The 26,337-nt window shown below is 70.5% G+C and carries 22 protein-coding genes, 1 other RNA gene and 1 riboswitch; of the genes, 6 read left to right on the top strand and 17 right to left on the bottom strand.

What is annotated here, in order from left to right:
* Positions 1 to 218 precede the first annotated feature (218 nt).
* The 7 genes from rpiA to HNQ58_RS10075 all read right to left on the bottom strand — a co-directional run bounded on the left by rpiA (position 219) and on the right by HNQ58_RS10075 (position 7,256).
* The gene (rpiA, locus tag HNQ58_RS10105; protein WP_183948799.1) at positions 219 to 860 is read right to left on the bottom strand and encodes a ribose-5-phosphate isomerase RpiA; all 642 of its coding nucleotides are present in this window, start codon (positions 858 to 860) and stop codon (positions 219 to 221) included.
* Between the two features lie 9 nt (positions 861 to 869).
* Positions 870 to 1,325, bottom strand: a complete 456-nt coding sequence (locus HNQ58_RS10100) for an EVE domain-containing protein (RefSeq protein ID WP_183948798.1) — start codon at positions 1,323 to 1,325, stop codon at positions 870 to 872.
* Between the two features lie 36 nt (positions 1,326 to 1,361).
* Positions 1,362 to 1,970 carry a 5-formyltetrahydrofolate cyclo-ligase gene (locus HNQ58_RS10095; protein WP_183948797.1) on the bottom strand — a complete coding sequence of 203 codons (609 nt, stop codon included), beginning with the start codon at positions 1,968 to 1,970 and terminating at the stop codon, positions 1,362 to 1,364.
* Positions 1,957 to 2,143, bottom strand: a non-coding RNA gene (ssrS, locus tag HNQ58_RS10090) — 6S RNA. The genes HNQ58_RS10095 and ssrS overlap by 14 nt, the downstream gene beginning before the upstream one ends.
* Positions 2,144 to 2,189: 46 nt before the next feature.
* Positions 2,190 to 2,486, bottom strand: a complete 297-nt coding sequence (locus HNQ58_RS10085) for a cell division protein ZapA (protein WP_183948796.1) — start codon at positions 2,484 to 2,486, stop codon at positions 2,190 to 2,192.
* Positions 2,483 to 2,704, bottom strand: a complete 222-nt coding sequence (locus tag HNQ58_RS10080) for a TIGR02449 family protein (RefSeq protein ID WP_183948795.1) — start codon at positions 2,702 to 2,704, stop codon at positions 2,483 to 2,485. The genes HNQ58_RS10085 and HNQ58_RS10080 overlap by 4 nt, the downstream gene beginning before the upstream one ends.
* A 34-nt stretch (positions 2,705 to 2,738) precedes the next feature.
* Positions 2,739 to 7,256, bottom strand: a complete 4,518-nt coding sequence (locus HNQ58_RS10075) for an EAL domain-containing protein (RefSeq protein ID WP_183948794.1) — start codon at positions 7,254 to 7,256, stop codon at positions 2,739 to 2,741.
* Between the two features lie 195 nt (positions 7,257 to 7,451).
* On the opposite strand from HNQ58_RS10075, the gene HNQ58_RS10070 reads away from it, so the two are divergent.
* Both HNQ58_RS10070 and HNQ58_RS10065 read left to right on the top strand, forming a co-directional pair.
* Entirely contained in the window at positions 7,452 to 8,006 is a 555-nt protein-coding gene (locus HNQ58_RS10070; RefSeq protein WP_343057278.1) for a UPF0149 family protein, read from the top strand.
* A gap of 19 nt (positions 8,007 to 8,025) precedes the next feature.
* Positions 8,026 to 9,336: an aminopeptidase P N-terminal domain-containing protein gene (locus HNQ58_RS10065; protein ID WP_183948792.1), complete on the top strand. Its 1,311-nt coding sequence runs from the start codon at positions 8,026 to 8,028 to the stop codon at positions 9,334 to 9,336.
* An 88-nt stretch (positions 9,337 to 9,424) separates the two neighbouring features.
* Here the strand turns inward: HNQ58_RS10065 and pepQ are convergent, their stop codons facing one another.
* On the bottom strand, positions 9,425 to 10,741 hold the full coding sequence (gene pepQ / locus HNQ58_RS10060; RefSeq protein WP_183948791.1) for a Xaa-Pro dipeptidase: 1,317 nt from the start codon (positions 10,739 to 10,741) through the stop codon (positions 9,425 to 9,427).
* Positions 10,742 to 10,818: 77 nt separating this feature from the next.
* Between pepQ and HNQ58_RS10055 the strand changes: the two genes are divergently transcribed.
* Positions 10,819 to 13,491: a bifunctional diguanylate cyclase/phosphodiesterase gene (locus tag HNQ58_RS10055; RefSeq protein ID WP_183948790.1), complete on the top strand. Its 2,673-nt coding sequence runs from the start codon at positions 10,819 to 10,821 to the stop codon at positions 13,489 to 13,491.
* A gap of 25 nt (positions 13,492 to 13,516) precedes the next feature.
* Here the strand turns inward: HNQ58_RS10055 and HNQ58_RS10050 are convergent, their stop codons facing one another.
* The 9 genes from HNQ58_RS10050 to rph all read right to left on the bottom strand — a co-directional run bounded on the left by HNQ58_RS10050 (position 13,517) and on the right by rph (position 24,304).
* Positions 13,517 to 13,867, bottom strand: a complete 351-nt coding sequence (locus HNQ58_RS10050) for a PilZ domain-containing protein (protein WP_183948789.1) — start codon at positions 13,865 to 13,867, stop codon at positions 13,517 to 13,519.
* Positions 13,864 to 16,281, bottom strand: a complete 2,418-nt coding sequence (locus HNQ58_RS10045; protein WP_183948788.1) for a DUF1631 domain-containing protein — start codon at positions 16,279 to 16,281, stop codon at positions 13,864 to 13,866. The genes HNQ58_RS10050 and HNQ58_RS10045 overlap by 4 nt, the downstream gene beginning before the upstream one ends.
* Before the next feature lie 309 nt (positions 16,282 to 16,590).
* Positions 16,591 to 16,941 carry a PilZ domain-containing protein gene (locus tag HNQ58_RS10040; protein WP_183948787.1) on the bottom strand — a complete coding sequence of 117 codons (351 nt, stop codon included), beginning with the start codon at positions 16,939 to 16,941 and terminating at the stop codon, positions 16,591 to 16,593.
* A complete protein-coding gene (locus HNQ58_RS10035) occupies positions 16,938 to 19,208 on the bottom strand; it encodes a DUF1631 family protein (RefSeq protein ID WP_183948786.1) in 2,271 nt (756 codons plus the stop codon). The genes HNQ58_RS10040 and HNQ58_RS10035 overlap by 4 nt, the downstream gene beginning before the upstream one ends.
* A gap of 120 nt (positions 19,209 to 19,328) precedes the next feature.
* Positions 19,329 to 21,146, bottom strand: a complete 1,818-nt coding sequence (locus HNQ58_RS10030; RefSeq protein WP_183948785.1) for a TonB-dependent receptor domain-containing protein — start codon at positions 21,144 to 21,146, stop codon at positions 19,329 to 19,331.
* 109 nt (positions 21,147 to 21,255) lie between these two features.
* A riboswitch (cobalamin riboswitch) is annotated at positions 21,256 to 21,430 on the bottom strand.
* A gap of 30 nt (positions 21,431 to 21,460) precedes the next feature.
* Positions 21,461 to 21,646, bottom strand: coding sequence for a CPXCG motif-containing cysteine-rich protein (locus tag HNQ58_RS10025; protein ID WP_183948784.1), 186 nt, complete (start codon positions 21,644 to 21,646; stop codon positions 21,461 to 21,463).
* A gap of 41 nt (positions 21,647 to 21,687) precedes the next feature.
* The gene (gene hemW, locus HNQ58_RS10020; protein WP_183948783.1) at positions 21,688 to 22,842 is read right to left on the bottom strand and encodes a radical SAM family heme chaperone HemW; all 1,155 of its coding nucleotides are present in this window, start codon (positions 22,840 to 22,842) and stop codon (positions 21,688 to 21,690) included.
* Between the two features lie 116 nt (positions 22,843 to 22,958).
* Complete coding sequence (rdgB, locus tag HNQ58_RS10015) at positions 22,959 to 23,582, bottom strand: RdgB/HAM1 family non-canonical purine NTP pyrophosphatase (RefSeq protein WP_183948782.1); 624 nt, start codon at positions 23,580 to 23,582, stop codon at positions 22,959 to 22,961.
* Complete coding sequence (rph, locus tag HNQ58_RS10010) at positions 23,579 to 24,304, bottom strand: ribonuclease PH (protein WP_183948781.1); 726 nt, start codon at positions 24,302 to 24,304, stop codon at positions 23,579 to 23,581. The genes rdgB and rph overlap by 4 nt, the downstream gene beginning before the upstream one ends.
* Positions 24,305 to 24,369: 65 nt before the next feature.
* Here rph and HNQ58_RS10005 point away from each other — a divergent pair, with 65 nt between their 5' ends.
* The 3 genes from HNQ58_RS10005 (at position 24,370) to rpoZ (ending at position 26,324) form a co-directional block, all read left to right on the top strand.
* Positions 24,370 to 25,233 carry a YicC/YloC family endoribonuclease gene (locus HNQ58_RS10005; protein WP_183948780.1) on the top strand — a complete coding sequence of 288 codons (864 nt, stop codon included), beginning with the start codon at positions 24,370 to 24,372 and terminating at the stop codon, positions 25,231 to 25,233.
* A gap of 79 nt (positions 25,234 to 25,312) precedes the next feature.
* Positions 25,313 to 25,930 carry a guanylate kinase gene (gene gmk, locus HNQ58_RS10000; protein ID WP_183948779.1) on the top strand — a complete coding sequence of 206 codons (618 nt, stop codon included), beginning with the start codon at positions 25,313 to 25,315 and terminating at the stop codon, positions 25,928 to 25,930.
* A gap of 97 nt (positions 25,931 to 26,027) precedes the next feature.
* On the top strand, positions 26,028 to 26,324 hold the full coding sequence (rpoZ, locus tag HNQ58_RS09995; RefSeq protein WP_183948778.1) for a DNA-directed RNA polymerase subunit omega: 297 nt from the start codon (positions 26,028 to 26,030) through the stop codon (positions 26,322 to 26,324).
* Positions 26,325 to 26,337 lie beyond the last annotated feature (13 nt).

The following is a 26,337-nucleotide window of genomic DNA, read 5'->3' as shown; positions in this document are numbered from 1 at the left end:
AAACCCCCAGCCACCCGCTGGGGGTTTCGCTTTTGGCGCGCAGCGCGACCCGCAACAGGTCATCGCCAGGGGCTTTACCCCAAAGGGGCCGATCCGAAAGGGTCGGCCCCTTGCCTTTGCGCGCAGCGCGGACTGCCCGCCCGCAGGGTGGTATGTGAGTGACGCGAGCGGCCGGCTGGTCCGCGCCGGCATGGGCGGTGTCCGGCGCGGCAGGGGGGCTAGCGGACTTTTCCGCCGACGATGACGACGTCGGCCGGACGGGCGGCGAACAGACCGACGGTCACCACGCCGGGGATCTGGTTGAGCTCCCGCTCCAGGCCGAGCGGATCGACGATCCGCAGGTTGTGGACGTCGAGGATCCAGTTGCCGTTGTCGGTGACGGTGTTCTCGCGCCAGACCGGTTGACCGCCACGGGCGACGATTTCCCGCGCGACATAGCTGCGCGCCATCGGAATCACTTCGATCGGCAGCGGGAATTTCCCGAGGATATCGACCTGCTTTGCGGCATCGATGACGCAGACGAACTTGCGGCTGGCGGCGGCGATGATCTTTTCGCGGGTCAATGCGCCACCGCCTCCCTTGATCAGGCGGTTGTGCGGATCACACTCGTCGGCGCCGTCGACATAGACCGGCAGCGTGCCGGTGCTGTTGAGGTCGAGCACCGGAATCCCATGGCCCTTGAGCTGGCGCGTGCTCTGTTCGGAGCTGGATACGGCGCCCTCGATGCGGTCCTTCATCTCGGCCAGTGCGTCGATGAAGAAGGCGACGGTGGAGCCGGTGCCGACGCCGACGACGCTGCCTTCCTCGATGTAGTCCAGGGCCTTGAGCGCGGCTCGGCGCTTTTCTTCGTCGCGGGACATCATGGTTCCTTATTCGAGGGAGAGGATGTGCCTGAACTGTGCGGCGGTGACTGGCAGCACGGAGAGGCGGTTGCCGCGCCGGATCAGCGGGAAATCGCCGAGGCGTTCGGCGTCGGCGCGAAGTTCGGCCAGGCTGATCGTGCGCGCGAGCTTGCGCTTGAAGGCGATGTCGACCAGCAGCCAGCGCGGGTCGTGCGGATCGCTCTTGGGGTCGTAGTAGTCGCTGCGCGGGTCGAACTGGGTGGGGTCCGGGTAGGCCGCGCTGGCCACCTCGGCCAAACCGACCACCCCAGGCACGGCGCAGTTGGAGTGATAGAACAGCACGCCATCGCCTGGGCGCATGCCGTCGCGCATGAAGTTGCGCGCCTGGTAGTTGCGCACTCCTGTCCACGGTTCGCGGCCGACGCGGGCCAGGTCGTCGATCGAGAATTCCGCGGGCTCGGACTTCATGAGCCAGTATTTCATGCGCGCTCCCGTGAGCCGTGATGCGGGAGTGCGATTCTACCGCTGACAGGCGATCAGCTCCCGCTCGGTGACGACGAAGTCCAGGGGAACGTCCCAAGGTTGCACGGACAGCGTGTCGACTTCCTGGAAGGCGTAGCCGATGCCGACCAGCAGGGGCGGCGCAGCGCGCTCGCGGCGAAAGGCGAAGCTGCGGTCGTAGTAGCCGGCGCCCATGCCGAGGCGGTTGCCGCGGCGGTCGAAGGCCACCAGCGGCAGCAGCACGACGGACAGCTCGCTTGGTGACAGGCGGCTGGAGGGTGCGAGGTCGGGTTCAGGGATGCCGTAGCGGTTCTGCACCAGCGGGTCGCCGGCACGCCAAGGCGCGAACTGCAGGCGCGTATCGTCGGCCAGGCAGGGCAGGCAGTACACCACGTGATCGGCCAGACGCGGCACCGCCGCGTGCAGGGACAGCTCGCCGTCGACCGCCCAGTAGCCGGCGACGTAGCCGGGGGCCGAGAGGGCGGGCAGCGCGCCGAGCTGGTGGGCCAGTGCTTCGGCGGACGCGATGCGTGTGCGTGCATCGAGTGCGCGACGCCGGGCCTGCATCGCCTGCCGGAGCGCGCGGCGCGGGTCGGTTGCGTGGGGGAAAGTGGCATCCTCCGCCATGTCGATGCGTGCGAAACGACCTTGATCCCGAGGATCAAGTGGGAACGCTGGCAGTCACGTCAGGCTTTCCGCTCGTGGCGGACTTGCGCACGGTGGCTGCGTCCACATTCCCGGCGTCGTTGTTAAGGGACAAGGCGAATGTTAGCGCACGCTGTCGGGCATGGCAGAGGACGCGCGGGGAGAGTATAGCGCCGCCGTCGGCCGCCTGGGTGAACGGATTCAGCGCGAGACGCTGTCGAGCAGACCGTCGAGCTTGCGGTTGAGTTCGCCCAGCGTGCGCTCGATCTCGCGGTCGCGATCGTTGGTGCCGTGCTTGAGCTGGAGCAGCTCGTGGGCAAGGTTGAGCGCGGCGAGCACGGCGATGCGGTCGATGCCGGCCATGCGGTTGCTGCCGCGGATCTCGCGCATGCGCGCATCGAGCAGCTGTGCGGCCGACAGCAGGTCGGCGCGCTCTTCCGGCGCGCAGCCGACCAGATACTCGCGGTCGAGAATGCGGACGTTGACCGGCTCGCTCACGCGTTGTGCTCCAGCGACTTAAGTCGCGCGATCATGGCCTCGACCCGGGAGCGGGCCTGTTCGTTCTTGGCCAGCAACTGTGCGCGCTCGGCGATGAGCTGTTCCTGACTGTGCCGCAGGCTGCGGTTCTCGTCGGCCAGGCGGCGGCAGACATCGGCCAGGCGCTCGACCCGGTCGGCAAGGTCCTGCAGCTGTCGGAGGGTGTCGGGGGCGCTCATGCCGGGGCAACGATAGGTCCGCCCGGGGGGGCGGTCAATACGGCAGGCCGGCCGGGGCCTGGCTGGCCGTCGCGCTGCCGGTGGCCGGCTGCCAGGTGCGCATGAAGGCCAGGCAGTGATAGGCGTCGAGCGGCGGCGACAGCCAATAGCCCTGGATCTCGTCGCAGCCCTGCTCGCGCAGGTAGTCCATCTGCTGCTGGGTCTCGACGCCTTCGGCGATCACGTTCAGGCCGAGCGAATGCGCCATGGTGATGACGGTGGCGGTGATGGCTTCGTCGTCGGGGTCGCGGGTGAGGTCGCCGACGAACTCCTTGTCGATCTTGAGGGTGTCGATCGGCAGGCGCTTGAGGTAGACCAGCGAGGAATAGCCGGTGCCGAAGTCGTCGATGGCGATGCTCACGCCGAGCCGGCGCAATTCGTGCAGCACGGCGGTGGTCTGCTCGGCGTTTGCCATGACCATGCTCTCGGTCACTTCCAGCTCGACCTTGTCGGCGGGAACCTCGGTTTCGGCCAGCACATTGGCCAGTGCTTGCGGCAGGTTGCCGCGCAGCAGCTGCAGCACGGAGACGTTCACCGCCATGGCGATGTCGGTGAGGCCATTGTGACGCCAGCGCTTGAGCGTCATGCAGGCCTCGCGCAGCACCCATTCGCCGATCGGCAGGATCAGGCCGGTCTCCTCGGCCAGCGGGATGAAGCTGACCGGAGAGATCTCGCCCAGCTCGGCGCTGTGCCAGCGCAGCAACGCCTCGACGCCGGTGATGCGGCCATCGACCAGCGACAGCCGCGGCTGGAACAGCAGGCGCAGCTCACCGCGGTCGAGCGCCTTGCGCAAGGCCGCGGCCATGGTGGCGCGGCGGCGGGTCTCGGCATCCATCGCCTCGGTGTAGAGCTGGAAGGTGTTCCGGCCGACGCCCTTGGCCTGGTACATCGCGGTGTCGGCGAACTTGAGCAGGTCGGTCGGCACCAGGCCGTGGTCGGGATAGAGGCTGATGCCGATCGAGGGTGAGATGGTGACGTCGTGGCGCTCGTCGATCTCCAGCGGTTCGGCGAAGGCGGCGAGGATGTCGCGGGCGGTCCGTTCGACGGCGTCGAGGTGTTCGACATCCTCCAGCACCACGGTGAACTCGTCGCCGCCGAGCCGGGCGACGGTGTCCGACGCCCCCACCGTGGCGAGGAGGCGGGCGGCAGCGGCCTTGAGGATGCGGTCGCCGGCGGCGTGGCCGAGCGAGTCGTTGATGTCCTTGAAGCGGTCCAGGTCGAGGAACAGCACTGCCACGCGCGTGTCCTGGCGGCGGGCGCGGACGATGGCGCGGGCCAGCCGCTCGGAGAGCAGGGCGCGGTTGGGCAGGCCGGTCAGGGTGTCGTAGTTGGCGAGGTAGCGCAGTTCCTGCTCGGCGCGCTTCTTGTCGGTGATGTCGTTGACCACGGCGACGAAGTGGGTGCGCAGGCCCTGTTCGTCGCAGACCTCGGAGATCTCGATCCAGCCGAGGAACTCCTCGCCGTCCTTGCGGCGCTGCCACATCTCGCCGGCCCAGTGGCCGGTGCGTTCGATCGTCTCGCGCATGCGGCGGTAGAAGTCGGCGCTGTGCTGGGTGCTGTCGAGCAGGCGGCTGCTCTGGCCGACGACCTCCTCCTCGGTGTAGCCGGTGATGCGCGAGAAGGCCGGGTTGACGGAAACGAAACGGAAATCGAGGTCGACCACCGCCACTGCCTCGCTCATGCTGCGCAGCACCTCGATGGCGATGCGGCGCTCGCGTTCGGCGCTGCGGCTGGCGGTGATGTCGCGGGCGGTGCCGGCCATGCGCAGTGGGTTGCCCTGCGCGTCTCGCCGCACCACCTTGCCGCGCGCGCGGACCCAGATCCACTGCCCGTCGGCGCGACGGACGCGGTGCTCGGACTCGAAGAATTCGGTGCGGCCGAGGATGTGTTCCTGGAGTGTGCTCTGGACGCGCTGGATGTCATCCGGGTGGATCGGCTGGTCGCGCCACAGGTCGGGCGTATCGTCCGAGGTGGAGCCGGAGACGTGCTCGCTGCCGAGCCGGAACAGCGTGTCGCCGCTGATGTCCCAGTCCCAGAATTCGTCGCCCGAGCCCCACAGCGCGAGCTTGAGCCGCTCCTCGCGTTCGCTGATCTCGGCCAGCAGTGCGCGCTCCTGCTGGCGTCGCCGGTGGGCGATGCGCCAGCCGCTGTAGGCGGCCAACACGACCAGCAGGCCGTAGAGCACCTGTGCGGGGCGGCTCGCCCACCAGGGCGGCACCACCTCGACCGGTACGGCCAGCTCGTGCCCGCTCCAGATACCGTCGCGGTTGGTGCCCTGCACGCGGAACACGTAGCGACCCGCGCCGAGGTTGGTGTAGCTGGCTTCCTGCGTCGTGCCGGCGGCGATCCAGTCGCGGTCGAAACCGTCCATCCGGTAGCGGTACTGCAACTGGCCCGGCGCGGCGAAGTCGAGCGCGCCGTAGTGCAGCCGCAGCGTGCGCGCGCCCTGCGGCAGCGACAGTCCCTGGCGGGCGTGCAGGTCGGCGGCCTCCAGCGTGTCGGTACCGATGCGGGCGCCGAGCAGGACCAGCGGCGGCGAGAACTCGCTGTCGCGCATCCGCGTCGGATCGAACAGATTGAAGCCGCGGATGCCGCCGAAGGCCAGGCGGCCGTCGGTCAGCTGCAGCTGGGCGCCGCCGTTGAATTCGAGGTCCTGCAGCCCGTCGCGCAGCGCGTAGCGGCGGAACCCTCCGTTGCGCGGATCGAAGCGGAGGATGCCGTCGGAGGTGCTCAGCCAGAGCATCGCGTCGCCCGATTCGAGGATGCCGAACACGGTCAGTACGCGCGGGTCGTCGGGTTCGATCCGGGTGTGCCGCTCGAAGCGGACGCCGTGCGCGTCCTCGATCAGACGGTTGAGCCCGCCGTGCGTGCCGATCCACAGGCTGCCGTCGGCGCTCTCGTGCAGGGCCCGCACACGGTTGCCGGCCAACGAGTCGCGGTCTTGCGGGTCGTGCAGGAAGCGGGTGACGCGCCCGGTTTCCGGGTCGAGCAGGTTCAGGCCGTGGTTGGTGCCGATCCAGATACGGCCGCGACGATCCTCCAGGATCGGCTCGACCAGCGGGTGGCTGAGCGAGTCGCTGTCGTCGCCGTGGTGCGGGAAGTGGGCCACGACGCCATCACGCGGGTCCAGCCGGATCACGCCCGCATCCGAGCTGCCGATCCACAGCCGCCCGCGTCCGTCGACGTGGAGGCGGCGCAGGTTCTGCGAAGGCAGTTCGGTGGCCGAGCGCTCGGCCCGGCGGGTGGCCGGATCCAGCCGCAGCAGGCCGTGATTGGTGGCGAGCCAGAGTTGCCCGCCGCCGGCGGCGGCGATGCCCATGGTGCGCAGATTGGACGGGTCCGGCGCCTGGTCGAAGGCGGAGAGGAGGGCGGCGGTGAAATCCTCGATCCGATCGCTCTGCGGCGCGTAGCGCCGCAGGCCGTAGGCATCCAGCCCCACCCAGAGATGGCCGTCCTCGGATTCGTGCAGCACGCGCACGCTGTTGCGATGGATCCACGGCTGCGTACCGTCGCCGAGGTCGAGCACGTATTTGAAGCGGGCGCCGTCCGGATCGGTGATCGAGACCCCGCGCAACTGGCCGCCGACCCAGAGCATGCCCGAGCGGTCCACCATCAGGCGGGTGACCGAGTCCTCCGGCAAGGTGGCCGGCAGGCCGGCGACTTCGTTCACCGCGACCATGCGCCGGCGGTCGATGTCGTATCGCCGCAGGCCGCCCACCTTCAGGCCCAGCCAGAGCCGGCCGGCGGGATCCTCGGTCAGTGACGCGATCTCGCTGCGGACGAGACCGTCGCCGGGGCCGGGCCACACGGCGAGCGCTTCGCCGCGGCCGTCGTCGTACAGATGCAGCCCGTTGGCGCCTCCCAGCCACAGGCGGCCGCGACGGTCGAGTTGAAGCGCGTTGATCCTGTCGGGAGCGGGCACGGCCTCGGCCTGCGTTGCGCCCGGCGGCAGCCGGTACAGGCCGGCATTGGTGCCGATCCACAACGAGCCGTCCGGGTCGCGGGCCAGTGCGTGTGCGGAATCGCCGCGGCGCAGTCTCAGCACCGTGCGCCGCTCGCCCTGCACGGGATCGAGCCGGTGCACGCCGGCAGCCGTGGCGATCCAGAGCAGATCATCGGCCACCAGCAGCGCCAGCACCCGCCTGTCGTACTGGTCGAGTCCCTCGGTCAGATCGGCCGGCAGCGGCAGCACCTGCTCGCTGCGCGGATCCACGCGCACGACATAGCCGCTGTTGCTGCCCACCCAGAGCAGGCCATCCTCGCCCTCGGCGAGGGCGCTGACATAGCTGTCGGGCAGGCTGTCCGGGTCGTCGGGATCGTGCTTGAGCACGCGGAAACGCTGTCCGTCGTAACGATGCAGCCCGCCCTGGGTGGCGATCCAGACGAAACCGTCGCGATCCTGCAGCAGGTCGTGGACGGTGTTCTGGCTCAGCCCGCGCTCGCCCGAGAGCCATTCGAAGTAGAACTCGCGGCTGGCGGCCGACAGTTCGGGCGCGGCGGCCCAACCCAGCATCACCGCCAGTGCCGCCGCCAGGCGAAGGCACAGACGGCGGCCGCTCCGGTTCGCTGGCGCTTGGGTGGAGACTGGCACCGCTGGATGCTCCGAAGCTTGCGGCAATCGCCCGCAGTGTAGGCGCCCCCCCCCAGCGGCCACAAGCCTGGCGGGGCCGCTGGTAGAATGCGGTTCCGCACCTTCGAAATACCGCCCGTGAGCGACGCCGTTCTCCCGTCCCATCGCGAAATCCGCGCCGAGATCGACCGTCTCGGTCTCGGTCTGGATGCCTCCGAACTGCACGGATCGCTCTGCGGCTATCTGTGCGGCGGTGGGCAGGCCGAGCCGCGCGGCTGGCTGGATCGGCTGGCGATCGCCGAGGGCGCGCACGGTGCCCATGGCGAGGACAGCGCGCTGGAGCGCATGTTCCGCATCAGCGCCGAGCAGCTGAACGATCCCGACTTCGGCTTCGAGCTGCTGCTGCCGGACGAGGACGCGTCGCTCGGCCAGCGTGCGGACGCCCTGCTGGCCTGGTGTCGTGGCTTCCTCGGCGGTTTCGGTCTTGCCAGCGGCGCCAATCCGCCGCTGTCCGCCGAAGCGGGCGAGGCGCTCGACGACCTCGGCCGCATCGCCGCCTCGCAGCTGAGCTACGACGACCCGGAGGCGGACGAGGACGCGCTGGCCGAGATCGCCGAGTTCGTCCGCGTGGCGGCCATGCTGCTGCACGGCGACTGCGTGCTCGGCCCACGCCACCGCCAGCGGCTGCATTGACGCGCCGGCGCCCGGCGTCATGATCAAGCCCGCCGAGTACGCGCGCCGTCGTCGCCAGCTGATGCGCATGGCCGGCGAGGACGCCATCGCCATCCTGCCGGCCGCGCCGCGACGGATCCGCAGCAACGACACCCATTACCCGTACCGCCAGGACAGCGACTTCTGGTACCTGAGCGGTTTTCCCGAGCCCGAGGCGGTGCTGGTGCTGGTCCCCGGGCGCAGGCATGGCGAGGCGCTGCTGTTCTGCCGCGAGCGCGATCCCGGGCGCGAGGCCTGGGACGGCCCGCGCGCCGGTCCGGAAGGCGCGGTCGAGCGCCATGGCTTCGACGACGCCTATCCGATCACCGACCTGGACGACATCCTGCCCGGTTTGCTGGAGGGGCGCTCGCGGGTCTATTACCACTTCGGCCGTGACGTCGAGTTCGATCTGAAGCTGATCGGCTGGGTCAACCGGGTGCGCGATCTGGCCCGCCAGGGCGCGCAGCCGCCGCACGAGTTCCTCGAACTCGGCCATCTGCTGCACGAGCTGCGGCTGTTCAAGAGCCGCGACGAGTTGCGGCTGATGAAGCGTGCCGCCGACATTTCCGCCGAGGCGCATCTGGCGGCGATGCGCGCGGCCCGCCCCGGCATGCGCGAGTACGAGGTCGAGGCGGCATTGCAGTACGTGTTCCGCCGGCACGGTGCGGTACCGGCCTACGAGCCGATCGTCGGCGCCGGCGCCAATGCCTGCGTGCTGCACTACGTCGCCAACGATGCGCCGATGCGTGAGGGCGACCTGTTGCTGATCGATGCCGGCGCCGAAGTCGACGGCTACGCCGCCGACATCACCCGCACCTTTCCGGTCTCGGGCCGCTATTCGAAGGAGCAGCGGGCGATCTGCCGGATCGTGCTCGACGCCCAGCGCGCCGCGCTGGCGCAGTCGCTGCCCGGGAAGTCCTGGGACGCACCACATCAGGCCGCGGTGGAGGTCATCGCCGAAGGCCTGCTCTCGCTCGGTCTGCTCAAGGGCAGTCTTCGGCAGGTCCTGAAGTCGGGCGCCTACAAGCGCTTCTACATGCACAAGACCGGCCATTGGCTCGGCCTGGACGTGCACGACGTCGGCGAGTATCGCGTCGATGGCGAGTACCGCGAGCTGGAGCCGGGCATGGTCTACACGGTCGAGCCCGGGGTCTACATCGCGCCCGGCAGCAAAGGCGTGCCGGCCAAGTGGCAGGGCATCGGCGTGCGCATCGAGGACGACGTGGTGATCACCGCCGACGGCCACGAGGTGCTGACTGCCGCAGCGCCGAAGGACATCGACGCGATCGAGGCGCTGCTGGCCGCGCGCTGAGGCGCCGACGGCAATGGCGTGTGCGGCCGGGACGTCGCAGCAATCGCAGGGGTCGCGGGCGCACAAGCGCCCGGGCCCGGCATCCGGGCTACACGGCCGCGAACGCCTCGCGACTGAGGTTCTGCGGCGCGCCGTCGGTGCACAGCACCTCGTCCTCGATGCGCACGCCGCCGAAGCGGGCCAGGTGCGCGACCCTGTCCCAGTCGACGGCCTTGCCTTCCGGGCGTGCGCGCAGTTGCGCCAGCAGGCTGTCGATGAAGTAGATGCCCGGCTCGATCGTGACCACCATGCCCGGCAGCAGCGGACGGGTCAGGCGCAGGAACGGATGGCCGTCGGGCTTGGGCAGGGTGGCGCCGGACTCGTCGGCGAGAAAGCCACCGACATCGTGGACCTGCAGGCCGATCAGATGGCCGAGGCCGTGCGGGAAGAACACCGAGGACACGCCGCTGGCGAGCTGGGCCTCCGGCGTCATGGCGACGATGCCCTGATCGCGCAGCACGCCGGCCAGGGCCTGGTGTGCCTGCAGATGCAGTGCACGGTAATCGACGCCGGCGCGCACGCTGTCGCACAGGCCGCGCTGCACGGCGTCGACGGCGTCGATCAGCGCCTGGAAGTCGGCATCGCCGCGGCACCAGGTGCGGGTGATGTCGGCGGCGTAGCCGTCGACTTCGGCGCCGGCGTCGATCAGCAGCGAGCGGTGCTCGGCCGGCGCGACGGCGTCCTGGTATTGGTAATGCAGCACCGCGCCGTGCTCGTTCAGGCCGACGATGTTGTTGTAGGGCAGATCGAGGTCGGTGTGTCCGGTGGCGGCCAGGTAGGCGCGGTGGATGTCGCGCTCGGAGGCGCCGGCCAGGAAGGCGTCGCGCGCGGCCAGATGGCCGGCCACCGCGCGCGTCTGTGCCTGGCGCATCAGGGCGAGCTCGTAGGGCGTCTTGCAGGCGCGATGGAAGTGCAGGTGGTCGAGCACGGCCGGCGGATTGTTGGGTACGAAACCCGGCAGGGCCGCGTCGGCCTCGCCGATGATCGCGGCATGGCCCGCCGGCAGATGGCGGACGGCCTCTTCCGGAGAGCCGATCACGCGGATGTCGAAATGGGCCACCCAGTCGCCATGTGGGGGCGAGGGCGGCACATGCCAGAAATCATCGGGCTGGTGGTAGACCAGCAGGGGCCGGCGGCCCGGGGTGTAGGCCAGCCAGCTGTGCGGGTGCTGGGTCAGCGGCAGCCAGTGCTTGAAGTGGGGATTGGGCCGGAACGGGTAGCTGCGGTCGTCGAGAAAGGTGTACTTTTCCACTCCGGACGCGATCAGCAGATGGTCGTGGCCGGATGCGGCCAGGGCGTGATCCGCGCGCGCCTTGAGCGTGTCCAGGTGGCTGCGGTAGAGGTCGGCAGGGGAGACGGCGTTCATCGCGACGGGTCCGGGGAGCGAAGCCGGGATTCTGCCGGAATCGCCGCCGAGCCGCATGGGAACGGAACGGAGGAAGGATGGCCGGGCGCTCGCGTCCCAACATGCCGGGCTACCAGCGCGCGGCCTGTCTCTGGAGCGCCGTGCTGCTGCTGATTGGCCTGGGCCTTTCGGCCGCGCTGGCCCGGTGGCACCACGGCGCCATCCGCGAGGCGCAGCGGGCGGAGCTGGCCCAGCTCGCCCAGCGCGGCTTCGATGCGCTGGCGCAGCAGCTGGCCAATTGCGCCCTGCTGGTGCGCTCGGTGCAGACCATCTTCCTGGCCTCCGAGGAGGTCACCGCCGACGAGTTCGAACGGGCCTACGACAACATCGGCCCGCAGCGGCTGTTCCCCAGCCTGGTCGCGCTGGCCTATGCCGAACGCCGGGTCGACGAGGCAGGCAACGAACGCTTCGTGACCACCATGGCCGCGCCGCGGACCGGCAACGAGTCGCTGCTGGGGCTGGATGTCGGCCAGCAGCCGTCGAACCTGGAGGCGGTGTGGCGTTCGCGCGACCACGACGAGCCGGCCATGTCGGCACGCTTCCAGCTGGTGCAGCTGCGCGACCAGTCGGGGAGGGCCGATGGTGTGGTGATCCGCCTGCCGGTCTTCGCGCCCGGTCCGATTCCGGCGGATGTCGCGGAGCGTCGGGCGCGCATGGTCGGCTCGGTGGCGGTGTCGTTCCGGGTCGGCAAGCTGATCGAGACTGCCCTGCCCATGGAGGCCAGGCGGTATTTCGGCATCCACATCAGCGATATCAGCGACGGTGACGCGGACGTGCTGTACGACACCGCCCAGCCGGAGGACATGGCCGGTGAGGCGATCCGCCACCGCCTGGCGTTCGGCGGGCGGACCTGGGAGCTGCGGCTCACGCCGCGTCCCGACGCGCTGCCGGTGGCGCCATGGACGCCGTGGGCGACCTTCGCGGCTGGCGCGCTGGCCAGCGTGCTGCTGGCGGCGCTGGTCTGGTCGCTGATCGGTACCCGTGCCCGCGCCCTGCACCTGGCCACCCGCTTCTCGGCCCAGTTTCGCGATTCGGAGGCGCGTTTCCGCGCGTTGAACGAGCTGCTGCCGGCGCTGGTGGCGCTGGTGCGCGCCGAGGATCTGGCGCTGGTCTATGCCAACCAGGCTGCCCGGGAGCGGTTTGCCGTTGCGCCCGAGGACGGGCAGGCATCGTCCGGCGCGATGTTCGGCAACCGCGAGGCGCTGGAGCACCTGTTGCGGCAGGCGGCCGAGAGCGGTCGGCCAGTGGACAGTCAGCCGCTGCAGCTGCGCGGCGCGGACGGCAGGCCGTTCTGGGCCACCGTTTCGGTGTCGGTGATCGAGCTGGGCGGACAGCCGCACCTGCTGGTGGTCGCCAACGACATCACCGAATTGCGCGAGCTCAACGACCGGCTGAGCTATCAGGCCAGCCACGACGCCCTCACCGACCTCTACAACCGGCGCGAATTCGAGCGCCGGCTGGAAGAGGCGATCGCCGCGGTCGACGCCGGCGGCCCGAGCGCGGCGCTGCTCTACGTCGATCTGGACCAGTTCAAGCTGATCAACGACACCTGCGGCCACTACGCCGGCGATCAGCTGCTGGCGCAGCTGGCGCTGGTGCTGCATCACGGGCTGCGGCCGCAGGACATCATCGCCCGGCTCGGCGGCGACGAGTTCGGCATCCTGCTGACCGACGTCGATTCCGAGCAGGCGATGGCGGCCGCCGACCGGGTGCGCAACGCCGTCGACGACTTCGTCTTCACCTGGGAGCAGAAGCGCTTCTCGCTGACCGCCAGCATCGGCATCGTGATGATCGACCGCTACGGCATGAGCCGGCGCGAGCTGTTGTCGCTGGCCGATACCGCCTGTTACATGGCCAAGGAGCGCGGCCGCAACCGTGCCCACCTGTTCTCCGAGAACGATCTGGAGACCGCGCGCCGGCGCACCGAGATGGAATGGGTCAACCGCCTGCGCCGCGCGCTGGCCGAGGGGCGTTTCGAGCTCGACTACCAGGAGATCGAGCCGCTGAAGCCTTCGCGTCTGCGGGATCCGGGGCCGCACATCGAGCTGCTGGTGCGGTTGCGCGACGAGGAAGGTCAGCGGGTGCCGCCCGGCGCCTTCATCCCGGCCGCCGAGCGTTTCGGCGTGATGCCGCAGATCGACCGCTGGGTGGTGGAAACCGCGCTGGCCAACTTCACCCGTCTGCACCCGGCCGGCGAGGGACTGGCGCAGTGCGCGATCAACCTGTCGGTGAACACCGTCGAGGAGGAGCAGTTCGCCGACGACGTGCTGGCCGCGCTGGAGCGGCACGGCGTACCGGCGCACAAGCTGTGCTTCGAGATCACCGAGACCGCCGCGGTCGGCAACATGAGCCGGGTGGTGCGCTTCATGCAGCGCCTGCGTGCGGTCGGCTGCCGCTTCGCCCTGGACGATTTCGGTGCCGGCATGGCCTCGTTCGGCTACCTCAAGGAACTGCCGGTGGACATCCTGAAAATCGACGGCAGCTTCATCCGCAACATCGAGACCGACGCGGTCAATTACTCGATCGTGCGCGCGGTGACCGACATCGGCCACCAGGTGGGGCTGGAGGTGATCGCCGAGTGGGTGGTCAACGAGCGCGGCCGCGAACTGCTGCGCGGTCTGGGCGTGGACTTCGTGCAGGGCTTCGCCATCCACCAGCCGCAGCCGGTGGTGATGCACGCCAGGCACGAACACGTGGCGCCGGCGCCGTGAGCGCCGGTCGCCGTGGCCGCCGCGCTCAGGCGTAACGGGCGCCCGGCTCCTCCACCCAGGCCTGCAGGAAGGCGGCGTCCTCCGGGTCCAGGTCGATGAAGCGGAAGCCGGCCCAGAACTGGCCCGGCACCGGCCCGCTGTCGGACCAGAGCTGGTGGGCGCCGAGCTCGATCGTCCGCTCGTGGCCGTCAGGCTCGGTCAGGCTGAAGCGGAACTGGAACAGCGCGTCGTCCATCAGCGGCAGATGGGTGATCAGCAGCATGCCGGTGGACGACAGGTTGGCCAGCCGGCCGGCGACGGCCTCGGTCATCGTGTCGAGGACGGTGACCGGCTGCCCCAGTGCGCGGCGTTTCGCGCGGCGGAGTTCGGACGTCATGACTGCGACCCTCCGCGTTCGTCACCGGCATTGCCGGAGAAGCTCCTGAGCGCGCCGAGGATGGCGCTCCAGGCGCGGTCGATGATGGTGCCCTTCTCGGCCGGCACGATCCGCACCTGCTGTGCGGCCATCGCCTGGGCCAGCCATTCCAGCGTGTACTCGCCGACGCGCTGGCCGCGATGGTTCACGAACAGGGCGTGTCCGGTGATCGTGCTGTACCAGGACAGGCGGCGCCGCACGCGATCGCCCTGCTGGTTGGACATGAACTCGAACCAGGTGCCGAACGGAAGGTGCTTGATCTGCTCCAGGCAGGCCTTTCCCTCCTCGTCGAGCGGCGTCGTCTTGGCCTTGCGCTTCTGCGCCTCCAGCTCCTCGCCGAGGCGGGTGCGCGCCTTCATGCGCAGCGCCAGTTCGGTGCGCGATGCGGCATCCTCCCCGCCCCCCCTGTCGCCACCCTCGTCGGAGCCGCTGACCATGCGCGCCGCGATCGCGGCGGCGTCCTCGCCGTGATAGCCGACCTGGGTGAGCGCCTGTTCGATCTCCTGGCGCATCTGCGCGGCTTCGTCGGCGCTGAGGGCATCCTCGCTGCCGGCCGGGGCGCTGGTGGCGCGCACCAGGCGGTCGGCGATGGCGAGCTGGCGGGCGAACAGCTCGGAGTCCTCGCCCTGGCGCAGCGCGGTCAGCGCCAGCACGTCGGCCCAGGCCTGGGTGAGCAGGGTGTGGACGAAGCGAGGCAGTTTCTTGCCCTTGACCCGTGCGCCGATGGCTTCGCTGGCGCGCATCCGCGCCAGCGCCAGCCGCTCCTTGCCGCGCGCGGCTTCGACGTGCCGCCGCTCGGCGATCTCGGCCTTGTGCACCGAGGTCTGCAGGTGGCCGCTGAGGTCCTGCAGCAGGGCCTCGAACAGGGTCGGGTCGCCGTTGAACTCGGTGACGACGCGATCGACCAGCATGCGCATCTTCTCGACCGTGCCGCGCTCGGCTTCGTCCTCGCCGACCCAGTAGGCGCCGGATTCGGCGATGGCGTTGAGCATCTGCCGCGCCGGGTGCCGCTGGCGGGTGAAGAAGCCCTTGTCGCGCAGCGCCACGCGCAGCAGCGGCACCTGCAGCTTGGCCAGCAGGACCGCCGCCGGGCTGTTGGGGCGGACGTCCTTCATGATGTGGTCGAACAGCATGCCGACCAGGTCGATGGTGTCGGCATCCTCGTCGGCCAACGTCGGCGCGGCGCCTTCCGGCGCCCATTGCCGCAGCTGCGCCAGCAGGTCCTGCTTCACATGGTGGACCGAGCGCGGTGCCGGCTTGCCGTCGACCAGCACCGCCGAGGCCGGTTTCTGCTGCAGCAGGCCGAGCACCGACTCGACGTCCTCCTGGCTGGCGACGAAGGCCGGACCGCTGCGTGCGGGCGTGCCACCGGGCTGGCCGAACTTGCCGGCCAGCTGGCGGCGACCGGCCAGCAGCTGGCGCAGGATGGCGAACATCTCGTTCGCCTCGCCGGAATCGGAATCAGAATCAGGAGCGGGAGCGGACGGCGGCGACCAGGTGGTTTCGCCCGGCCAGGCGGTGTGCGGACGCAGGCCGCTGTCGGCGCGCCGCCGCATGGCCGGCGTTCGGTCGGCATCGGGCGCGCCACTTCGGGGCAAGCGCGGCGCGGCGGTTTCCGCTTCGTTCGCCACGACCGGCTCGGCCCGCGGCGGTCGCGGACGCACGGGCACATAGGTCAGCCGGGGCAGCACGCCCTCGCGGATCAGGAAGGTATTGAGCGCCTCGACGAAGGCGCCGTAGACCGGCATCAGCTGGCGGTCGAACTGGCGGAACACCAGCATGCGGTGTTCGCTGTTGAGCTCCAGGCAGGCGATGGCCTGCTGCAGGATGCGGCACAGCGCATGCGGGCCGACCGGCAGGCGCTCGGCTTCGAAGGCCGGGCGGCCGGCCAGCACGCCGAAACGCTGGCACAGCAGGTACAGCGGCAGGCTGTTGCGGATCTCGGCGCGGCCGGCGATCTCGTCGAGCACGGCGGCCTCGTCCAGCTCGACGTCCTCGACCAGCGCCAGTTCGCCGAAGCGGGTGATGCCCACGGCGGCGTTCTTCTCCGGTTCGGGCGGATCCTTGATGCCGGCGAGGGCGGCTTCCAGCCCGATCATGTAGCGCGGCGTGACGTCGGCGCGGCCGCGCTTGACGGCACGCAGCGCCTCGAAGCAGCGCTGCTGGACATCGTTGCTGCGCGCCTGTTCGGCGAGCTTGAACAGCTGCTGCTCGACGTCGTTGAGCGTGATGTTGAGCGCGCGTTCGATCTCGTCGGAGGCGAATTCCAGCACGCCCTCGAGCAGCCGGCGCACGCGCCTGGGGAACGGGCGCGTCGACAGGGTGGGCGGCGGTGTGTCGAGCGACGGATTCGGTGGTGCGGCCGATGCAGGCATGCGGCGACTCCGATGGACTCCCCGCCGCCATCATATGTGAGCCGGCCGTTCCAGCCTAGGGAAGGTCTGAACGCGTCCATCCTGGACTTGCCAGCCCACGCCGTGTCCGGCGCATGTCCGGACGCGGCTTCGACGAATCAAGCACTTGTGTGCTTGATTCGTCGAAGCCGGCCATCCATGGCCGGCGCAACCTCTGAATTGATCAGAGGTTCCCTGGCGCGCTGTCCCGGCGCCGATCCGGCATCGGCGGCGAGCGCCGGGTCGGGCGCCCCCGCAGGCCTGGCACGATCCGGCCGGATGCAGCGCGCCTCAGGCCGGGTCGCCGACTTCGGCGGCATCGGCCCAGATGCGCAGGAAGCCGGCGTCGCGGGTCGGGATGGCGATGAAGCGGAAGCCGGTCCAGAGCTGGCCCGAGCCGGAGCCGCTGTCCGACCACAGCATCTGTGCGCCGACCTGGATCGGACGCAGCCGGCCGCGGCCGTCGGGCAGGGTGAAGCGCAGCTGATACAGCGCCTCCTCGGTGAAGGCGGTGGTGCCGATCAGCATCATGCCGCCGGCGGAGAGGTTGCCGATCCGGCCGACCACCCGCTCGGTCATGGTGTCGATCACCTCGACCGCCTGCGGTACGGTGCGGCGCTTGTAGCGGCGATGCTCGCTCATGCGCTCCGGTCTCCGGCCGGCGCGGAATCCCCGGCGAAACTGTCGAGCTTGGCCAAGACCGCGTTCCAGGCCTGGTCGATCGGCGGACCGCGTTCGGCCTGGACGACGCGCAGGCGGCCGGCGGCCATCTCGCGGGCCATCCAGGCCAGGGAGTGTTCGCCGACGCGCAGGCCGCGGGTGTTCACGAACAGGGCCTGGCCGGTCACGACGCTGTACCAGGACAGGCGGCAGCGGCGTGGCGCGGTGTCGGGCGCATGGGAGACGAATTCCATCCAGGTGCCGAACGGCAGCTGGCGGATGCGCTCGTAGCACGCCGCCGCCTCGCCATCGAGGGCGGTCACGTCGTCGTCGGGTTGCGGGTGGACCTGCTCACCCAGACGGGCGCGTGCCTGCAGGCGCGCCTCGAGTTCGGCCGGCACGCCGGCCTCGCCCGTGTTGTCCGGTCGGGTGAGGTTGGCCGCGATCGCCCCGGCATCCTCGGCGTGGTAGCCGACCTGCTCCAGGGCCTGGCGGATTTCCTCGCACAGGTAACGGCTCTCGGTGGCATCGAGCGGTGTGTGGGCCGGAGCGTCGTTGGTGGCGGCATCGACCAGCCGGCGGGCGATGGCGACCTGGCGCCGGAAGGCGTCCGACTCGACGCCCTGGCGCAGGGCGGTCAGCGCCAGCACATCCGCCCAGGCCTGGGTCAGCAACGTCCGGATGTAGTCCGGCACCGCATGGCCCGCCAGCGTGCCGGCAATGGTCCGGTTCGCGTGCTGCCGGGCCAGGGCGAGTTTCTCGCGGCCGCGGGCGGCCTCGACGTAGCGGCGCTCGCTGACCCGTGCACGCTCCACCATGCTCTTGAGCGTGCCCTCCAGCTCCTCCAGCAACTGCACGAACAGCCGGCCGTCGCCGTCGAACTCGTTCACGACCCGCATCACCAGCGTGCGCAGCTTCTCGATCAGGGCCTGGTCGGTGTCCTGCTCGAGCCGCCAGGTCGCGCCGGATTCGGCAACCAGGTTGACCAGCTGCCGCGCCGGGTGGTGCGGTTGCAGGAACACGCGCTTGTCGGACAGGGCCAGGCGCAGGATCGGCAGGTGCAGCATCGCCAGCAGGGTGGCGGCCGGGCTGTCGGCGCGCACCGCCAGCATGATCTGCTCGAACAGCAGGCAGACCAGGTCGATGGTGTCGGCGTCCTCGTCGTCCAGCACCGGGCTGGCGCCGACCGGCACGCAAGCCTGCAGCAGCTCGAGCAGCTTGGTCTTCAGCAACGTGCCGCTCATCGGCGCGACGCCGTCGGCCTGCCGCTGCAGCTGGCCGAGCACCGCGTCGAGGTCCGTGCGCGGGATCACGAAGTCGCCCTGCCGGCCGATCCCGTGGGCGGCGGGATCGGCCGCGCCACGCCGCGCCAGCAGCCACTGCAGCCGGGCGAAGGCCTGTTCGAGTTCATCCGCAGCCGCGTCGTCCTCGGCCTGCCCGTGGCGGAGCTCGCCCGGCCAATGGGTGTCCGGCCCTTGCATGGCGCGGCGTTGACGGGGCGGGCCGCCGGCGCCGCGCGGTGCGGCGCCGCGCGAGCGCAGCGGCACGTGCTGCAGGCTGGCGAGCACGTCCTCGCGGATCAGGTAGGCGTTGATGGCGTCGAGCAACTCGGCGTAGCGCGGAAACACCACCCGGTCGAACTGGCGGTAGACCGCCACCCGGTGCTGCGCGGACAGGTCCAGATGACGCAGGGCCTCGCCGAGGATGCGGCACAGGCTCTTCGGTCCGACCGGCAGGCGGTCGGCGTCGATCGGCGGGCGTGCCGCGAGCACGGCGAAACGCTGGCCCAGCAGCGACAGTGCCAGGCCGTGACGGACGTTGGCGCGATTGGCAATGCCCTCGATGACGCTGTCTTCGTGGTGCTGCTCGTCGTCGACCAGCGCCAGCTCCTCGACCAGCGGGATGATGCCGCCGCGGGCGCCGGCCGGCGGCGGGTCGCCGATCTTGGCCAGGGCCGATTCGAGTCCGGCGAGGAAGCGTGGAAACAGCTCGGCGCGGCCGCGCTTGAGCTCGCTGATCGCGGTGTAGCAGTCGGCGCGCGTCTCGCGCGAGTCGGCTTCGTCGGAGTGGCGGAACAGCATGTCCTCGGTGTCTTCGAGGACGATCTGCAGCCGGTACTCGAGCTGCGCGGCCACCAGGCCGAGCACGCCCTCGAGCAGCTTGCGCACACGCGGGGGGTAGCTGCGGCTGGCCAGGGTGGCGCCGGCGCTCTGCGCTGCGGGGCGGGCATGGACCGCCGGATGGGGCATGGCACGGGCTCGACGGAAGAAACCCCCTGATTCTAAGGGGGTTTCGTCGGTCGGCCTAGCGAATGCCGCACAAACCGGTCTCCGGCACGGGGCGATGCGCCCCGTGCCGTCAGCCGCCGTTTATCTTTGTACGGGCTGCCAGCCGAGCGTGACCATCAGGTTGCGGCCGGGGGTGTTGTAGCCGCGGACCACGGTGTAGTCGCGATCGAACAGGTTCTCGATCCGCGCCTCCAGCCGCCAGGCCGGGGCCAGTTCCCAGCCCAGGCGCAGGTGGGCGAGGGCGTAGCCGGGCAGGCCGCCGCCGACGTCCTCGCGGTCGGACACGAACTGGCCGTCCAGGGCGAGGTCGATGCCGCCGTCGAAGCGATGGCCGAGCGAGGCGTTGGCCTTGCGGGCGGCACGGCGCAGCAGGCGCTGGCCGGTGTCGGCATTGACCGGGTCCTGCCAGGTCAGGCTGCCGTCGAACCGCCAGCCGCCCCGGGTCAGGCCGTATTCCAGTTCGGCGCCGTCGATCTCGGCGCGGGCGATGTTGATCGCCTGGAAGTTGGTGCCACTGAACGAGATCAGGTCGCGGACGCGGCTGCGGTAAGCCGACAGCCCGAGGCGCTGGCCGTCGCCCGGTGTCCAGTCCAGGCCGGCCTCGATGCTGCGCGAGCGCTCCGGCTGCAGGGCCGGATTGCCGGCGAACAGGCCGCCGCCGAAGCCGGGGTGGTAGAGCTCGTTGAAGTTCGGCGCACGGAAGCCCTGGCCCCAGCTCAGGCGCAGGCGCAAGTCATCGGCGAAGCGCCAGCCCCAGGCGGCGTTGCCGGTGGTGGCGCCGCCGAACTGGCTGTTGTCGTCGTGGCGCAGCGCGGCTTCGAAATCCTGCGCGCCGGCGCGGCCGGCGTAGCCGAGGAAGCCGGCGCGGGTGGTGCGCACGCGGTCGATCACCACGCCGCTGAACTGCGACAGCGACAGGCCGCTTTCGTGCTGCCAGTTCAGGCCGGCGTTGAGCACGCCGTGGCCGAGGACGAAGCTGTTCACCCAGTCGGCATTGTGGCGGCGGCTTTCGAAGCGGCTGCCGAAGGCCGGCGTGTCCAGGTCCTCGCGGGCGTGGCCGAGCGAGAGCTGGTGCGACCAGCCTGCGCCCAGCTCGCCGCCGAGCGTGAGACCGCCGGAGGCGTTGCGGGCGGCGGTTTCGCCACGGTCGAACTCGACGTCGGCATCGGTGGCCAGCGCGTGGAAGCCGAGCCGCTGGCTGCCGAGCGCGACGTCGCCGCGCAGGCTCAGGTTGCGGTTGCGGTAGCCGTCGTCGTCCGGGTCGAAGCTGAAGCTGTCCTCGTTGGTGGCCGAGAAGCCGCGCAGGCGGCCGTAGCCGGCGGTCAGGCCGAAGCCGCCGCGCTCGCCGCGCTGGCCGAGCGTGGCGCTGCCTTCGGCACGGCCGTAGCGGCCGCCGCGCAGTCGTACCGAGGTGGCGGCCGGGTCACGGGTGAAGATGTGCAGCACGCCGCCGATCGCGTCCGAACCCCACAGCGCGGCGCGCGGGCCGCGCACCAGTTCGATGCGCTCGATCTGGTCGAGTGGCAGGTGGGCGAAGTCGAACACGCCCTGGCCGGTGGAGTTGACCCGGATGCCGTCGATCAGCACCAGGGTGTGGTTGGCGTTGCTGCCGCGCAGGAACAGCGTGCTGGCCGAGCCCGGACCACCGGTGCGGGCGACGTCGACGCCGGCCTGGCGAGACAGCAGGGTGATCAGGTCCGGCGCCTGGCTGGCCTCGATGTCCTCGCGTGTGAGTACGGTGACGCTGGCCAGCGCCTCGTCCGCGTTCTGCGCGTGGCGGCTGGCGGTGACCAGCACCTGCGGCTGGCGCACCGGTTCGGCCGTGGCGGCGGAAAACGGCAATGACAGTGCTGCGGCGATGCCGGCCGCGAGCAGGGAATGGGAAAGAGTGGGTTTCATCGAGCCTCCTGCGCTCACCCGCGTTCAGGGAGTGCGTCGGGTGGGCAGGGGCGAAACGACGGCACGGGAGAGAGGACGGCCGAAGCTCGCGCCGTCGCCCACCGCAACGCGCCAGTCATGCCGCAAGGCCGGTCTCCGGGCTGGCAGGGGAGGCTTGCGCCTCACGTCCGCGGCCTTCCCGGAATCGCTTCCAGTGGCCTTGCGCGGACTACGCCTGCTTACCGTTGCGGGGGCAGCGCCGGACTCTCACCGGCTTCCCGAGCACCTTGGGCGGCGCGCAGTGTACGGCAGGCGGGGCAGGGCCGGAAGTGCGCTCAATCGTCGCGCCCGGCATCCAGCCCGCTGAACTCGCCGCTGTCGTCGACGTGCAGGCGCAGCCGGATCGGCCGGCAGCACACCGGGCAGTCCTCGACGTACTCGGCCTCGCCTTCAGCGAGGTCGACCAGCGTCTGGAACCGTTCGCCGCAGAACGGGCAGGTGAGCGTGACGGCATTGCGCATGTGCGCATTGTGCATGCCCGTCCGGCGCGGGAACGGCGCGGTCAGCGCAGGAACAGCGTGATCACGTCGTTGGCGAAGCGCCGGCCCAGTTCGGTCGGCACGATGCGCTCGCCATCGACGGACAGCCAGCCGCGGCCGACGGCGGTCGCCAGTTCGTCGGCGATGTCCGCGCGCGGCAGGCCGGTGCGCGCCTCGAAGTCGGCCAGTGCGAAGCCTTCGATCAGACGCAACGCGTTGAGCATGTATTCGAACGGCCGCTGCGCCGGCGCGACCCGTTCCTCGCCACCGATGCGCGCCTGGCTCGCCGCCTTGGCGAGGTAGTCGCGCGGGTTTTTCACTTTCCAGCGGCGCAGGATCTCGCCGCTGGCGCCGAGGCTGAGCTTGCCGTGCGCGCCGGCGCCGATGCCCAGGTAATCGCCGAAGCGCCAGTAGTTGAGATTGTGCGCGCACTGCCGGCCGGGCCGGGCATACGCCGAAGTCTCGTACTGGGCGTAGCCGGTCTGTGCGAGCAGGGCCTGGCAGCGTTCCTGCATGGTCCAGCCCGCGTCGTCGTCGGGCAGGTCCGGCGGCGGCCGGGCATGGAAGACGGTGTTCGGCTCCAGCGTGAGCTGGTAGTGACTGATGTGCGCGGGCGCCAGCGCCACGGCCCGCTCGACGTCACGCTCGGCCATGGCCGGATCCTGACCGGGCAGGGCGTACATCAGGTCGAGGTTGATGTTGTCGAGGCCGGCGTCCTGCGCCAGCTTCACCGCGCGCTCGGCTTCGCCACTGTCGTGGATGCGGCCGAGCCGTTGCAGGCAGCCGTCGTCGAAGCTCTGCACGCCGAAACTGATGCGGTTGACGCCGGCACGCAGGTAGCCGTCGAAACGGCCATGCTCGGCGGTGCCGGGGTTGGTCTCCAGCGTCACCTCCAGCCCGGGCGCGAAGCGCAGCCGCGCCGAGGCCGCGTCGAGGATGCGGCCGATGGCCCCGGGTGGGAACAGCGAGGGCGTGCCGCCGCCGAAGAACACGCTGTGCACGGTGCGGCCCCAGGCCAGCGGCAGGTCCTGATCGAGATCGGCGATCAGCGCATCGACGTATTCGTCCACCGGCAGCGCGCCCTGCTGCCCGTGCGAGTTGAAGTCGCAGTACGGGCATTTGCGCACGCACCACGGGATATGCACGTACAGCGACAGTGGCGGCGGGATCAGCGACATGGGCTGCGGACGGAGGAAAAAGCACGCACGGAGGACGCGGAGAAAAGCGGAGAAGGGCGGAGAAAGGCGGAGAAAATCTCCTGGAGCGTGCTCCGTGACCTCCTGATTCTCTCCGCTTATCTCCGTGAGTGCCGTTGTTCCTGGATGGGATTTTCGCGCAGGCGCTCCAGCAGCCGGGCCAGGGCCTGGCCGCGGTGGCTGAGGCGGTGCTTGAGTCCGGGATCCATCTCGGCGGCGCTGAGCTGTTGGGCCGGATCGAGGAAGACCGGGTCGTAGCCGAAGCCGCCGTCGCCGCGCGGGGCCTCCAGGATCAGGCCTTCCCAGGTGCCTTCGGCGATCAGCGGCTGCGGGTCTTCGGGGTGGCGCAGCAGCACGATCACGCAGTGGAAGCGCGCCGTGCGCTGTGCGGCCGGCACCCCCGCGAGCGCGGCCAGCAGCTTGGCGATGTTGGCGGCATGATCGCCCTGCGCACCGGCGTAGCGGGCGCTTCTGAGGCCCGGCTCGCCGCCGAGCGCATCGACGATCAGCCCGGAGTCGTCGGCCAGCGCCGGCAGGCCGCTGGCCTGCGCGGCATGGCGGGCCTTGATCAGCGCGTTCTCGACGAAGGTCAGCCCGGTTTCCTCCGGGTCGGCGATGCCCAGTTCGCTCTGCGCGTGCAGGTCGAGGCCGCTGTCGGCGAGCAGCTCGCGCAGTTCGGCGAGCTTGCCCGGGTTGCCGCTGGCCAGCACCAGCCGCTTCATCCGGCCAGCGCCCGGCGCTGCAGTGCGATCAGCTCGGCCACGCCCTGGCCGGCCAGCGTCAGCAAGGCGTCCAGCTCATCGCGGCGGAACGCGTGGCCCTCGGCGGTGCCCTGCAGCTCGATGAAGCCGCCGCCGTCGTTCATCACCACGTTCATGTCGGTGTCGCAGCCGGCGTCCTCGGCGTAGTCGAGGTCCAGCACCGGCACGCCACGGTAGATGCCGACCGAGACCGCCGCGACGGCACCGTGGATCGGGTCGCGATCGAGCTCGCCATCGGCCTGCAGGCGGCGGACGGCATCGACCAGGGCCACGTAGGCGCCGGTGATGGCAGCGGTGCGGGTGCCGCCGTCGGCCTGCAGCACGTCGCAGTCGAGGGTGATGGTGCGCTCGCCCAGCGCCTTGCGGTCGACGCAGGCGCGCAGGCTGCGGCCGATCAGGCGCTGGATCTCCAGCGTGCGGCCGCCCTGCCTGCCGCTGGCCGCTTCGCGCTGGCTGCGGCTGTGGGTGGCGCGCGGCAGCATGCCGTACTCGGCGGTCACCCAGCCCTCGCCCTTGCCGCGCAGGAAGGCCGGCGCCTTGTTGTCGACGCTGGCGGTGCACAGCACGCGGGTGTCGCCGAAGCTCACCAGCACCGAGCCTTCGGCGTGCCGCGTGAAATGGCGGACGATCTCGACCGGGCGCAGTTGATCGGGTGCGCGACCGCTCGGGCGGGCGAAGGACATACGCGAAGTTCCTGAAATGCGGGCCGAAAGCTTACCATTCGGCTTCCTTCCGCCCGGGCACCGCCATGATCCGCAGCATGACCGCCTTCGCCGCCGGCGAGCGCAGCACCCCCTGGGGCGTGCTGGGTTGCGAGCTGCGCGCCGTGAATCATCGCTTCCTCGAACTCGGCGTGCGCCTGCCCGAGGAGCTGCGCGCGCTCGAACCGGCGCTGCGCGAGCGGGTCGGCCAGAAGGTGGCGCGCGGCAAGGTCGACCTGACCCTGCGCTACCGCCCCGCGACCGGTCGTGGGGCCGAACTGAGGGTCAACCACCGGCTGGTGGGTCAACTCTCGGAACTGTCGCTGGACCTGGGCTCGCGTTTTCCCGGGCTGCGCGTGGATCTGACCGAGCTGTTGCGTTTCCCCGGCGTGCTGGAAGAGGAGGAGCTGGACGCCGCCTCGCTGCAGGCCGAAGCCTTGGCGCTGCTGGAAACGACGCTGGCCGATTTCGTCGCCGCGCGCGAGCGCGAGGGGGCCAAGCTGGGCGAGCTGATGCGGGAGCGGCTGGAGCGGATCGCCGCCATCGTCGGCGAGGTGCGCGGCTGGCTGCCGGAGATCCGCGCCGGCCTACGCCAGAAGCTCGATGCGCGACTGGCCGAGTTGAAGCAGCCACTCGACCCGGGCCGGCTGGAGCAGGAGCTGGTACTGCAGCTGCAGCGGCTCGATGTCGACGAGGAGCTGGACCGGCTCGCCACCCATGTCGAGGAGGCGCGGCGCGTGCTCGGTCTGCCCGAGGCAGTGGGGCGGCGGCTGGACTTCCTGCTGCAGGAGTTCAACCGTGAGGCCAATACGCTGGGCTCCAAGTCGGTCGATGCCCGCACCAGCCAGTCCTCGGTGGAGCTGAAGGTGCTGATCGAGCAGCTGCGCGAACAGGTGCAGAACATCGAATAGCCGGGAGCCGGGAGCCGCAGGAGCGGTGGCGAGCCCGATGCACTACGATTCCCGCCTCCCGTATTCCGGTCCTCGCCCGATGCCAGGAACCCTCTTCATCGTCGCCGCCCCGTCCGGGGCCGGGAAGTCCAGCCTGGTCAACGCCCTGCTGGCGCGCGTGCCGGGCGTCCGGCTGTCGATCTCCACCACCACCCGGCCGCCGCGGCCGGGCGAGAGCGAGGGCGAGCATTACCACTTCGTCTCGCCGGAGGCGTTCGAGCGGCAGGCCGCCGCCGGCGCGTTCCTCGAGTACGCCCGGGTGCACGGCAACTTCTACGGCACCTCGCGCGCGGCGGTCGAGCCGGTGCTGGCGCGCGGCGAGGACGTGCTGCTGGAGATCGACTGGCAGGGCGCCCGCCAGGTGCGCGCCCAGATGCCCGATGCGGTCGGCATCTTCATCCTGCCGCCCTCCCGCGCCGAACTGGAGCGACGCTTGCGCAGCCGCGGGCAGGACAGCGAGGAGGTCATCGCCCGCCGGCTGGCCGCCGCCTGCGAGGAGATGAGCCACTACCACGAGTTCGACTACGTGGTGGTCAACGAAGACTTCGAGCGGGCCGTGGACGAGCTGCGCTGCATCTTCCTTGCCCGGCGCCTGCGTCGGGAGGCGCAGGCCGGGCGTCATGCGGAGCTGATCCGGGCCCTGCTGGCCGGGGAGTGAGGCCGGGCGGCGGGGGTGGCCGGCCCGGTTTGCAGTGCCGTGGGTGTCCCGCGTACAATGCGCGGTTCCGCTGATCGATCTACAGGCTGGAGAGCCCATGGCCCGCATCACCGTTGAAGACTGCCTGCAAGTGGTGGACAACCGCTTCGAGCTGGTCCTGATGGCGTCCAAGCGCGCCCGGCAGCTGTCCAAGGGGGCCGAGCCCACCCTCGACAACAGCGAGGCCGACGACAAGCCGACCGTCCTTGCCCTGCGCGAGATCGCCGCCCGCACGGTCGATCAGGCCCTGATCGACGCGGTCGAGAAGGCCGAGCGCGAGCGCGCCGAGCGCGAGGCGATGGAGTGGGCCGCCGCCGAGGTGGTCGACGACGACAAGGGCGGTGACGACCTGTAAGCGCCCGTCCGGG

Origin of the sequence: Rehaibacterium terrae, from assembly GCF_014202935.1 — a bacterium.
Taxonomy (GTDB): Bacteria; Pseudomonadota; Gammaproteobacteria; order Xanthomonadales; family Xanthomonadaceae; genus Rehaibacterium; species Rehaibacterium terrae.
This window is presented reverse-complemented; position numbering and strand designations above follow the sequence as displayed.

Excerpts from the sequence above, each read along its gene's own strand:
- rpiA (WP_183948799.1), bottom strand. The coding sequence starts at position 860 with ATGTCCCGCGACGAAGAAAAGCGCCGAGCCGCGCTCAAGGCCCTGGAC.
- HNQ58_RS10100 (WP_183948798.1), bottom strand. The coding sequence starts at position 1,325 with ATGAAATACTGGCTCATGAAGTCCGAGCCCGCGGAATTCTCGATCGAC.
- HNQ58_RS10095 (WP_183948797.1), bottom strand. The coding sequence starts at position 1,970 with ATGGCGGAGGATGCCACTTTCCCCCACGCAACCGACCCGCGCCGCGCG.
- HNQ58_RS10080 (WP_183948795.1), bottom strand. The coding sequence starts at position 2,704 with ATGAGCGCCCCCGACACCCTCCGACAGCTGCAGGACCTTGCCGACCGG.
- HNQ58_RS10075 (WP_183948794.1), bottom strand. The coding sequence starts at position 7,256 with ATGCTGGGTTGGGCCGCCGCGCCCGAACTGTCGGCCGCCAGCCGCGAG.
- HNQ58_RS10065 (WP_183948792.1), top strand. The coding sequence starts at position 8,026 with ATGATCAAGCCCGCCGAGTACGCGCGCCGTCGTCGCCAGCTGATGCGC.
- pepQ (WP_183948791.1), bottom strand. The coding sequence starts at position 10,741 with ATGAACGCCGTCTCCCCTGCCGACCTCTACCGCAGCCACCTGGACACG.
- HNQ58_RS10055 (WP_183948790.1), top strand. The coding sequence starts at position 10,819 with ATGGCCGGGCGCTCGCGTCCCAACATGCCGGGCTACCAGCGCGCGGCC.
- HNQ58_RS10050 (WP_183948789.1), bottom strand. The coding sequence starts at position 13,867 with ATGACGTCCGAACTCCGCCGCGCGAAACGCCGCGCACTGGGGCAGCCG.
- HNQ58_RS10045 (WP_183948788.1), bottom strand. The coding sequence starts at position 16,281 with ATGCCTGCATCGGCCGCACCACCGAATCCGTCGCTCGACACACCGCCG.
- HNQ58_RS10040 (WP_183948787.1), bottom strand. The coding sequence starts at position 16,941 with ATGAGCGAGCATCGCCGCTACAAGCGCCGCACCGTACCGCAGGCGGTC.
- HNQ58_RS10035 (WP_183948786.1), bottom strand. The coding sequence starts at position 19,208 with ATGCCCCATCCGGCGGTCCATGCCCGCCCCGCAGCGCAGAGCGCCGGC.
- HNQ58_RS10030 (WP_183948785.1), bottom strand. The coding sequence starts at position 21,146 with ATGAAACCCACTCTTTCCCATTCCCTGCTCGCGGCCGGCATCGCCGCA.
- HNQ58_RS10025 (WP_183948784.1), bottom strand. The coding sequence starts at position 21,646 with ATGCGCAATGCCGTCACGCTCACCTGCCCGTTCTGCGGCGAACGGTTC.
- hemW (WP_183948783.1), bottom strand. The coding sequence starts at position 22,842 with ATGTCGCTGATCCCGCCGCCACTGTCGCTGTACGTGCATATCCCGTGG.
- rdgB (WP_183948782.1), bottom strand. The coding sequence starts at position 23,582 with ATGAAGCGGCTGGTGCTGGCCAGCGGCAACCCGGGCAAGCTCGCCGAA.
- rph (WP_183948781.1), bottom strand. The coding sequence starts at position 24,304 with ATGTCCTTCGCCCGCCCGAGCGGTCGCGCACCCGATCAACTGCGCCCG.
- HNQ58_RS10005 (WP_183948780.1), top strand. The coding sequence starts at position 24,370 with ATGATCCGCAGCATGACCGCCTTCGCCGCCGGCGAGCGCAGCACCCCC.
- gmk (WP_183948779.1), top strand. The coding sequence starts at position 25,313 with ATGCCAGGAACCCTCTTCATCGTCGCCGCCCCGTCCGGGGCCGGGAAG.
- rpoZ (WP_183948778.1), top strand. The coding sequence starts at position 26,028 with ATGGCCCGCATCACCGTTGAAGACTGCCTGCAAGTGGTGGACAACCGC.